Origin of the sequence: Frankia sp. Hr75.2 (assembly GCF_949319125.1) — a bacterium.
Classification (GTDB): domain Bacteria; phylum Actinomycetota; class Actinomycetes; order Frankiales; family Frankiaceae; genus Parafrankia; species Parafrankia soli.
In genome coordinates, this window is the sequence record NZ_CASGGV010000052.1 from 1 (window position 1) to 10,406 (window position 10,406).

Annotated in this window: 8 protein-coding genes and 1 pseudogene; 2 read left to right on the forward strand and 7 right to left on the reverse strand. The window is 69.6% G+C overall.

All coding sequences use genetic code 11. The features are described from left to right. Positions 1-58: 58 nt before the first annotated feature. The 7 genes and pseudogenes from AC559T_RS05620 to AC559T_RS05650 form a co-directional block, all read right to left on the reverse strand. Positions 59-997: a type III polyketide synthase gene (locus AC559T_RS05620; protein WP_243657984.1), complete on the reverse strand. Its 939-nt coding sequence runs from the start codon at positions 995-997 to the stop codon at positions 59-61. A gap of 164 nt (positions 998-1,161) precedes the next feature. Next, positions 1,162-2,538 (reverse strand): acyl-CoA dehydrogenase family protein, encoded by a 1,377-nt coding sequence (locus AC559T_RS05625; RefSeq protein ID WP_235013954.1) that lies wholly within the window; start codon positions 2,536-2,538, stop codon positions 1,162-1,164. Next, positions 2,535-3,254: a class I SAM-dependent methyltransferase gene (locus AC559T_RS05630; RefSeq protein ID WP_071060297.1), complete on the reverse strand. Its 720-nt coding sequence runs from the start codon at positions 3,252-3,254 to the stop codon at positions 2,535-2,537. The genes AC559T_RS05625 and AC559T_RS05630 overlap by 4 nt, the downstream gene beginning before the upstream one ends. 263 nt (positions 3,255-3,517) lie before the next feature. Further along, the gene (locus AC559T_RS05635) at positions 3,518-4,354 is read right to left on the reverse strand and encodes a UbiA family prenyltransferase (protein WP_131627914.1); all 837 of its coding nucleotides are present in this window, start codon (positions 4,352-4,354) and stop codon (positions 3,518-3,520) included. Between the two features lie 850 nt (positions 4,355-5,204). Then, entirely contained in the window at positions 5,205-5,720 is a 516-nt protein-coding gene (locus AC559T_RS05640) for a 2'-5' RNA ligase family protein (RefSeq protein ID WP_498867991.1), read from the reverse strand. A gap of 108 nt (positions 5,721-5,828) precedes the next feature. Continuing rightward, positions 5,829-6,348: pseudogene (locus AC559T_RS05645) on the reverse strand (integrase core domain-containing protein); the annotation flags it as partial. Between the two features lie 490 nt (positions 6,349-6,838). Then, positions 6,839-7,186: a hypothetical protein gene (locus tag AC559T_RS05650; RefSeq protein ID WP_498867992.1), complete on the reverse strand. Its 348-nt coding sequence runs from the start codon at positions 7,184-7,186 to the stop codon at positions 6,839-6,841. Between the two features lie 563 nt (positions 7,187-7,749). Here AC559T_RS05650 and AC559T_RS05655 point away from each other — a divergent pair. After that, positions 7,750-9,072: an XRE family transcriptional regulator gene (locus tag AC559T_RS05655; protein ID WP_498867993.1), complete on the forward strand. Its 1,323-nt coding sequence runs from the start codon at positions 7,750-7,752 to the stop codon at positions 9,070-9,072. Between the two features lie 1,181 nt (positions 9,073-10,253). After that, positions 10,254-10,406: YibE/F family protein (locus tag AC559T_RS05660; RefSeq protein WP_498867994.1), on the forward strand; the 153-nt coding region annotated here is incomplete at its 3' end.

Genomic DNA, 10,406 nt, shown 5'->3' on the forward strand with positions numbered 1-10,406 from the left:
GTACTGAGTCGTTTTCGACTCAGTTCGTAGTGTCCGCGGCGGATGTTGCGAACGAGGGTTATCTGCGCCGCAGTAGGGCCATGCAGAGTGTCAGACCTGGACCGAACGCCATCCCGATCGCTGTGCCGCCGATGTCGAGTCCATCGCGCAGTTGTTCGACGACGAGCAGCACGGTCGCCGACGAACAGTTACCTCGGGAGTTGAGGATCTGGCGGGTCGCGGCGGTCTGTGCCCTGTCCAGACCCAGTCGCTCCTCTACGACGTCGACGATGCGTAGCCCGCCGGGGTGCACGGCCCATCCCTGGACGTCGGCCCGCTTGAGTTCGAAGGGGTCGAGCAGTGCCGCGGTCGCCTCTTCGACGTGGTTCGCCAGGACGGCGGGGACCTTGGCGGACAGCCCCATCCGGAACCCATGGTCGGTGACGTGCCAGGTCATCAGTTCTTCGCTGGCTGGAGCGGTCACGGCCGTGGTGTCGATTACGTCGAGACCACGCTCAGCGTCGGGCTGGAGCACGATCGCCGCGGCGGCGTCGCCGAACAGGGCGTGCGCGACCACCTGTTCCAGGTCTCGTTCGGGAGTATCCGGCTGGATGTGCAGGGAGGTGAGTTCCACGCAGAGTACGAGGGCGGGTTGCCGGCGGGCCCGGACGAAGTCAGCGGCGGTTCCCATCCCCGGGATCGCCGCGTAGCAGCCCATGTGCCCGATCAGCAGCCGCCGTACCTGCGCTGACATACCGAGCTCACGGGCGAGCTGGATGTCCAGACCCGGTGTGCTGTAACCGGTGCACGACACGACGACGAACAGCCCGACGTCGGCGGCGTTCAGTCCGGCGTCCGTCAGGGCGGCTCTGACGGCCTGTAGTCCAAGGGGGTGCGCGTCCTCGACGTATCGCAGCATCCTGGTGGCTGTCGACCAGCCGCTGATGTCCTCGCGCCGCGGATCCACCACCCCGTGCCGGGTCCGGACTCCGCAGCCCATGAAGATCCGGCGAGCCATCCGGTCGCCTCGGTACCGTCGGTCGAAGACCTCGTCCCACAGGCTCTGCTGGTCGAAAACCCCAGGAAACGCTGTCCCGATCCCGGTGATCACGGCTGTCGTGCCCGGCTCTGCCCCGGCGCTCCTCGCGGGATCCCTGCTCGTGTCGGGAGTCTGCGCCCCCCTCACCACCGGGCCACGTTTGCGTCCGCGTCCGGGTCGCCTCCCAGCGCCGCGAGGCCCAACCAGTCCGCGCACACGTCCGTGGTCGCGGGTTGGAGAGATCCGCACCGAGCGTCCCGGTACAGCCGTTCCAGTGGGTGGCCGCGGCGGGTGACCGTAGTCCCGCACGCCTCGATGACGGAGGCCGCCACATCCTGCGCGGTCTGCCCAGCGAGCAGTTTCGCTCGCCATACCCACCGGTTCGTCGCCGCTGATCCGGGATCGGCCTCCACCCGCCGGGCGCACTCGTCGATCACGACGTCGAGCGCTGCGAGGGCGACGTCCGCGTGACCGAAGCGGGCCCGCACGGCGGGAAGGCCGACCAGGCCCTTCGGTATCCCCGCTGCCGTTCGGCCTCGCGCGTGTTCGATTCCCGCGTTGAAGGTGGCTCGGCCGACCCCGGCGTAGACGGCGGCGTAGGAGGCCACCAACCACTGCGGCATGATCTGCGCGATCAGCAGGCTCAGCCCCTCCAGCCCGCCGACCAGCGCGTCCGCCGGAACCCACACGTCCAGGCGCAGGTCGTGGCTGCCGGTACCCCGCATGCCGAGGGTGTCCCAGTTGGGCTCGACGGTCACCCCGTTCCCGGCTGGAACAAGAAAATGACTGACTCTCGTCGCTGGGCCCGCCGCAGCCGCCAGATGGTCTTCGTCCGGCTGTTCGCCTTCGGAATGGTCTTCGGCTGCGCGCGCGGCGACGAAGTAGACGTCCGCGTGCGACGCACCCGAGCAGAAGGACTTGAGGCCGGTGATCCGGTAGCCGTCGCCCTCACGGCGGTAGGAGGTCCGCAACGCGGACAGTCGCGAGCCGGCGCCCCGTTCGCTCATGGCAACGGCGATGAACGAGCCGCCGGCGGCCTGAGTCAACATCCGGTCGCGCGCGGAGAAATAGGACTCCGGCGCCCCCATCGCGCGGGCGAGCTCGTCCGGAGTCCCGGCCAGCGCGCCCAGGACCGAGGTGTGCATGTTCAGGGCCAGGGCGGTCGAGCCGCTGGCTTCGGCGAGTACCCGCGCGGCATTGGCCCACTGCGCGAAACCGCCGCCATGACCACCGAACCGCCGGGGTACGAGCAGCCCCAACAGACCCGCCTGGCGCAGATCGTCGAGGTCGGCCGCGGGCAGCTCCCCGCAACGATCTGCGTCGCCGGCGCGCCCGGCGATCGCTGCGACGACGCTGTGGGCGAGTTCCGCTCCGTCGGCGCGCGGTGCCCGCGATTGCGCTGGTACCGCGTCGTGTCCGCCCGGTTTCCGCATGCCCACCTCCCACACGCCCGGCTCCAGGAGGTCCGGACCGGCTGACGGGCCCGGACCCTGCGCATCAGCGGACCGTTCAACGCTCATCGAAGTTCCCTTCTTGTCCCGACGGCCTGGTAGACACCCGCGGTGGAGTCGGTCGGCACCATCCGCACCGAGTCGGCTTGACGGACGAGCCAACGGACGTAGTCAGGAAGCGAGGGGCGAAGGCCGCCAACGACAGTCATCTCGATGCCGTACCGATCCAGCGCCGCGCCCAACCGGTCGGGCGACACCAGCAGGCGCGGATCGTGTATTCGAGGCGGCGGGCCACCCGGCAGGCGCTCGGCGAGACGCACCAGACCGATCCGGCAGAACAGCGTGTCCGCGAGTGTGTCGATCACCAACGTTCCGCCCGGAGCGAGGACTCGCCCGATCGCCGTGCAGGCCGCGTCGAGATCCTCGATATGCTCGAACATCTCGCCAGCGACGACGCAGGAGAACTTGCCGTCGGGGAATGGCAGGCGCGTCACGTCGGCCTGGACTGCCTCGACGCCGTGGTCACTGGCCTGGCGGAGTGCCAGCGAGGATAGATCGACACCGATGTGCCGCCATCCCGCGAGCTTGCCAGTCAGTACCCGCGCGAGCAGGCCGCCACCGCAGGCAAGGTCGAGCAGCGGGGCGCCGGTGCGAGGTGGGGCCGGGATGAGGCGGGCGCGCGCCTCGGCGAGCCAGTGCAACGCCGCGAACCGTCCGTGAGTGGGCCACCACTGGTCGGCGAGGTCGTCGTACTGCGCGGGATCGTTGCGGCGCCGGCGCGGCAACCGCCGTCGTCCGTTCGGGCTCGTCGCCGCGGGCCTTTGATCGCACGATTCCGGAACGATCCGATATGGGTGAAACATCGATTCCGGCCGGTGTGTCGACCTGTTCACGTGGCTCCCCGAAGGAATAGTGGCAGAATCTAAATGAGATGTTCCAGAGATGATGCGGATCTGTAGGGCCGGCCCGTTTCCATGAAATCGGTACAACAATCACACGTCGGAAAATTTTCTCGTCCGGCCATGGGTCTTTCGTCGATCATCTGTCATCAGCTCAGGTACGTGCCGGCGGCGACAACGAGCGCAACGTCGAGCGCGGCGACTGCCATCGCGATCCGGAAGGCATGGCGGTCGCCGAGCCGGAGACCCAGCACCGTCAGCGCCGTCACGGCGACCAGGATGGCGACGCGCCACAGGCTGAGGTCCGCCGGTCCCAGCACAGCGACAGCGGAACCCGTTGCGAGCAGGAGTGCAGCGGACCGCCGCGAACCGGCCGCCCCGAGGTGTTGCGGCAGGCCGCGCACCCCGGTCCGGGCGTCGGTGGCGAGGTCGGGAAGGGTGTTCGCGAAGTGCGCGCCCGAGCCGAGCAGAGCGCCCGCCAGCAGCAGCCACCAGGGCGGTGCTGGATGATCAGGAAGCCCCAGTACGACGAACGCCGGCAGCAGGGCGAACGAGAGAGCGTACGGGAGGACGGACAGTCTGGTCGCCTTGAGTCCCAGGTTGTAGGCCCATGCACCAGCGACTGCGCAGAGATGGGTCCAGCCCGCCGGGCTACCCGAGGCGAAGGACAGCGGAACGCACGCGACCAGCGCGACCACGCAGGCGAGGGTGACCGGCCCCGGCGCTACTCCGCCGGCGGCGATCGGCTTCTCCGTTCGGCCGCCCGCCGCGTCGCGCTCCTGATCGATGACGTCGTTACTCCAGCCAATCGACAACTGCCCCGTGACGACCGCGGCCGCCACGGCGGCGATACCCGAGGCGGAGCGCCCGCTGGAGATCGCCAGTGCGGTGGCGAAGAGCGTCACCGCCGCGGTCGGCTCCGGATGACAGGCCCGCACCAGCGCAGCGAACCGCCCCGTGTCCGCAGGCGTCGCAGTGGTGGGCACCCGCTTCACTCCGCATCGTGCGGACGGAAGACCCGTACCGCCGGATTCGACCGGCGCGGCAACGTTGATGGCCAGCGAACTATTGGCGGCCGATCTTCGCGACTGGGACACCACGGGTACGCCTCTGTGTTCATCGAAAGAATCTTGTCGACCCCCTTTGGCGTGGAACGTCCACACCGGTATCGAGCGGCGTGGACTCCTGGATGACGACCCAGCGCATCGCGGATCACGGCGAACAGCCTTTGCCGCAAGCCTTTCCTGGACTGCAGTCCGGTCCAGCAAGTGTGGCAGCAGAAGCTGCCTGTGTTGTGCATGTCGAGGCTGAAGGAGCACGGCGGACCACACCCACCCACCCGCGGCCTGTCCGCCGTCCGGTAGGCCGCGGGATTCGCGGGCCAGGAACGCCGAAGCGACCTGCGCGGTCGTCAGGCCGCCGACCGCGCGCAGGGAGCTGCGACGGTGCATGCCCGCGATCCACTCCGGATTACGCGTCTCGGTCGCAGCGCCCAGACCCGCAAACATCGTGATCACGTATTCCTCTTTCGGTCCTTTCGTCCTGCGCCCGGCCGGGCGCTCGCCCCTTTGGCCGCGGGACACCGGATCTGGACGTGTCGGCCGCCACCGTTTCCGCCGTGCCGACGCCGGGCAGCCGATCGCGGGCTTGGTCGGCTCGTTCCCTGAGGTGGCGCAGGGCTGCCCTCCAGGGCGGCGACTTCGCCCGCCGAACGCATCGTCAGGGCCCTGGCGGTCAACGCCGACGGCCCAGTCCTGGCACCCCACAGGGTCGGCCGTAGAAAGGCCGCGCGACAACGGCGGGTGGCTACGGCGTCGCGCAATCCTCGGGGGAGCCTCAGGGGATCGAAGCGAGCGGCCAGATCTGGCCGGTGGTGCTGTCGATGAGCGCGGCTTGGCTGATCCGGGCGGCGAGCGGGAGGACGTCGTAGACGGTGGCGGCGGCAACCGGAAGCTGCGCGAGGCGGGCCCGCGGAACGAGGGCGCAATGCGGTAGCCACCTGTCGATCTCGTAGTGCTGGTGGATGAACGCCCCGGTGGCTCGGACGGCCTCCTGCTGCCGGCCGACAAGTCCCGCCTGGCCGGCCGGAATGAGCGAGATGCGGCCGCGGCGGAAGGCGCCGAGCGCGTCAAAGGTGATCTCCATGGGTCCCCGGTCGGGGAGGGCCTCGATCGCGGCCTGAACGCTGCCGAGATCCCATCGCAGCAGGACCACATAGGACAGGTGAGGACGGTGGAGACGGTGAGTGTGCGAGCGGAGCGTCGGCACGCCTCGCTCCTCGAGCCGATCCCACAGGTCTCGCAGCGCACGGTCGGCACGGGAATCGAAGAGCAGGCAAATCCCGAGAGCCACGATCTAACGGTAGCCGATCACATCCGTTACGCAGTCGAGACCGCTCAACCTCGCGCAGGATGGACCTGTGGGGTGCCAGAACTCGGCCACCGGCGTTGATCTGGTCTTTTAGGCGGCTCGTTCGTATTCGTTGATCAGGCCACCGAGGACGGGTCGGCGCTTGATCCGTGCCGTCGTGACGTCGGCGATTGGATGGTCGGGCCGGGGTGGTTGAAGGCGGAGCGCGCGGTGCGGGCGTCGTCCGTTGTAGTGCCGTGCGTACTCGGCCAGGACGGTGCGCAGGTGCCGTTCACCGACGATCAGCATCCGGTCGGTGGCTTCCGTCCGGACGGTGCGGACGAACCGTTCCGCGTAGGCGTTCGCGGGGGGTTCGGGGTGGGATCCTGACCGTGGTGATGCCGGCGTCGGCGAGGACCGCGTCGAACGACGCGGTGAACTGCCCGGCCCGGTCGCGGATCAGGAACTGGAAGTCGGCCGCCCGGTCACCGAGGTCCATCACAAGGTTGCGGATCTGCTGGGTGGTCCAGGGCTCGTCCGGGTGGGCGGTGACCTCGGGGATATGGACGGAGCGGGAGCCGACCTCCAGGACGAACAAGCAGTACAGACGCCGCAGTATCACGGCGCAGTCGTGGGTGATCCCGCACAGGGTTGCGAGGCCGAGGACGAGTTCCGCCATCGCCGCTGTGGGGTTGGCGCGGTCGGCTCCGTCCGCCATCACCCGCTGGACGGTGGTCCAGAAGAACGCGGGGTCGGTGTAGGCGGTCATGATCTCGATTGCCACCGGCAGGCACGCCGCTGGGCCGTCAGGGACGCTGCCCATGGTCTGCTCCCCTCGATCGGCCAGCGCCCGACAGTAGTTGCAAGTGATGTGCAGTTGCACACTAGGTGCGTAACTGAGGTGTGGGATCTCAGCCCCGGCCGGTCGAGGTGTCCGAAATGCGGTGATGTGCTGCTCCGTGCATGGCCAGCCCGTCTGCGCCGAATGCCAGCCCGAGACGGGGCGTCTACCACCATCTGGCCGCCGCCCAGCTCGATGGGCTTCCGGCAGACCGAGGCGACTCGCCGTAGGTCCACCCGCTGCCCGGTTTTCCGGTGCGGCGGGTGGACGTCACGTGGGCTTAGCGCCTGTCCCGCCGGTCAGGCGGGGGTGTCGCTCGCCCGCTGGCGGCGCCGGCCGCGGGCAGACCGGCTGTGACATCGAGGACGAGGAAGGCCAGGAGGGCCACTCCGAGCACGGGCAGTGCCCAGCCGACCGCGGCGGCGATCAGGACCAGGGCGACCAGCGCGGGCCGGGGTAGCCGCCGCCAGGTGCCCCGGGCGGGGGCCGGGCCGACGAGGCCTGCCTGGTCGGTGCGGGTGGGTCGGCGCTGCCACCACATGCGGTAGCCCCAGACGATCACGCAGATGAGGCCGATCGCGAGGCTGGCCAGCAGGATCTGGTTGGCCGCCCCGAACAGAAGGCCCATGTGCGCGGCGATGCCGATCTTGCTGAGTTGCGCGAGCAGTGGCCAGTTCTCTCTTAACAGGAGGATCTACGGGCAAGATTGGCCGGACTCGCTGGGCAACAGTGTCCTCCGGCCTAATCGTCGAGGGACAGTCCCATTTAAGGGCGTCAACCCCGGCCGGCGTGTGTCCACGGGGGGCGGGCGAGCCTGGCTGAGTGCCCCGTCGCCGCCCGCCGGCATGGCCGCTGGACTCGCCGGAGTTCAGTGCCTGGTGTCCACGGCGCGCACTCGGAGGATGCGGCCTGGCCAGCCACCGGCCTTCGGGCCAAGTCTGGTCCCCGGTGGCTGGCCGCCCCCCGTACGGCGTCGCCAGATTAGCCGCGTATCAGGGCAAGGCCGAGCTTCGCTGCAGGTCATCGCGTCCCGTCTGTCCTGTCCTGTCCTGTCGCGCCCGGCGGGCCTGGAACAATCACCGCGATGGTAGGCGACCGAGGTGCGGCGGATGGTCATGCCGTGATGGTGGCCGCCCACCGGTCGCGACGCCGGGCGAAGGAAGACCGAAGGACGATGACGCCGAGGGGACGATGACAGAGCTGGGACCGGAGCGGGAGCCGGCGGCAGCGGCGCCGGGTACCGGGCTGGGGGCGGTCTCGACCGACGAGGAGCTGCGCGACGCGGTCCTGGCCCTGCTGGGCACCTCCTATGACCGTGCGGTGGAGAGCCGCACCGGCCTGTCCAAGACCACGGTGAACGACCTACGTAACGGACGCCGCCGGCTCACCCTGAAGACCCTCACCCTGATCGTGGAGACATACGACCCGACGCGTCGTGACGCCTGGTTGGACGCGTGGCACCAGCTGCACCCGCGCGCTGTGTCGCGGGTCCCCCGACCAGCGGAGCCGCCCGCCCGGCCGGCTGGTCCCGGTTCCCGCCCGTCCGCGGTTGCCAACCCGGAGGCCCTGGACCGGGGCGAACCCGACGATCCCGCAGACTGTCCTGCCCCGCTCGATCGGCCGCAGCGTGCAGAGGGCCCGGATCCCGCTGACGATTCCTCCCGGGCCGACGGCCCCGACCCCGCCGGTGACCCGCAACGCTTCGGCCGTCCCACACATGCGGCACCGGCCAGCCGTCCGGCCGCGCCCGGCTTGTGGCAGACCGTCCGGCTGCTGGCCGGTGCCGCATTCGTCGCCGCCGTGGCGGCCGTCGTCGCAGCGGTGCTCGTCCTGACCGGCGGCGATTCCGCCGTCGATCCGGAGCCGGGCGGCGGGCCGCCCCCGCCGGGACCGGTGGGCGCCGCGGGTCTGCCGCCCTACGGCCCAGGGGGCCCCGGAGCCGCTGCTCCAGTTGGCGGACCCGGTCCGCCGCCGGCCATCGGCGCGCGGCCGGCGGCCGACGCCGAAACCGCCGTACACGGCGGGTGCTATAGCCTGCCGCTGCCGACCAGGGCAGATGTCATCGACGGGCAGGGCAGCGAGACCACCGGCATCCGGCTGACGGCCGCGTGGTACAGCTACTTTGCGGCGTGGAACCCGTCTGCGGCGGTGGGTGGCAGGCTCAGCGGCCCGCCGGCCGCGGGCCGGCGTTTCGTGGGTGCGGCGTGGGCGGATCCAGCGACGACAGACTCCACGCCCGCTCATCATCCCGGCAACGGCAGATTCTATCCCGGTGAAGTGCTGGAGCTGACCGACCAGAACTGCTTCACGGTCCAGCCCTACAACATCGGGTACGGCGGGTACTCGGGCATCACGACGCGTATCTACGTCTTGTCGATAGACGCGTCAGACACCTCGGTGCTCCCACGGGAGGCCCACCAGCGCGCCGGCCTGACCGAGGACGACCTAACGCGGCACGGCGTCGACGTGCTCGGCTACTTCGCTGTCCCGTCGCCGGCATGGTCCGGCGGTTGATGGTGGGCACGCCGGCAAACAGCCCGGCCGCAGACACGTACACCACGCTGTGGCCCACCCGGCTTCCGCAGTTCGTAGTAGCCGCGAGTCGCTGGATCTGGGCCTTGAGCTGGGAAGACAGGTACGGCGGCATCGCCGCGCGTGTGCCCACAGCCTGATCCCGCGTTCTCGCAGGTCACGCGTCTGCGCGGCGGCATAGATCGGTGTGTTGGGCACGCCTTTGTTCGCTTCGCCCACGTCCACGCATGGGAGCGTGGACACACGATCACGGTCGCTGGCGCGGGAGTCGCCGGAGGCCTTGATCTTGTGCGCCGGACACGGCATCATCCCACGTCAGGGTCGTCGATCACCCATCCGGGGCACGGTGTGGGCACACGCCGTACCGACGGGTAGCTCCGTTGTTGCAGGTCACACGTGGTTTCCGGCTGCCCGTGTGCCCACCTGCTGCGGAACCCGGGGACACATCCCGCCCGGATAACGTCACCCGAGCACCACGCCGTACGGATCTCCCCGCGGGGGCGAGCGGGTAACGGTCAGCCGATGGGCCGCCATCCCGGCGTTCAAATGTTGATCCAGATCAGCCTCGAGCCGAGCGGGCTGACCTTGTGTGGGCCTGGCTGGCGGGTCATGGGAGTCGGGATCCGAGCAGGATCGATGATGTTCCGGCGGTGAGACCGAGGATGAGGGTCAGGCCGATGAACCAGGTGGTGATTTCGCGGTGTTCGGTGGTGTAGCCGATGGAGCTGCCGAGGTTGCGGTAGACGGCGGCGAGTTCGTCGCCGGAGGTGGCTTCGTGGGCGGTACCGCCCGAATCATCGGCGATGGTACGTAGCGCTTCTCTGTTGACGGGTACGGGGATGTGTTGGCCGCCGACGTCGAGGGTGCCGTCTGTGCACCGGCACGCCGACGGCGCGCGCCGCGGCGACGCCCTGGTCGTTCGGCCGGCCGCGGGTGGTCTCCCCGTCGGACATCAGCACGATCGCCGCGGGCGGGGGCGTGGCCTGCCTGTGGGGCTCCAGAATCCCGATTCGGCTTGTGAGCTGGTCTTTTGCGGTTGACGGGATCTTCCGTGGAAGTGGTCAGGCATCCCATGTTCTTAGGTGTCAAGCGGCGGGTTCGAGTGTGGCGTTCTGTGGCCAGGCGGTTGCTTCGTTGTAGGGGGTGTTGGTCTTGAGGCAGCCGTGCAGGATGCCGACGAGGCGGTTGCCGAGCTGGCGCAGGGCGGCGCTGCTGCGGTCTGGGAGGTCTCCGCCGCGGCCCCGCAGGCCTCGTTGCGGCACCTGTACCGCTCCGGGATGCGCGTCGGACGCGACCACATCGCCTCCAGCGTCTAC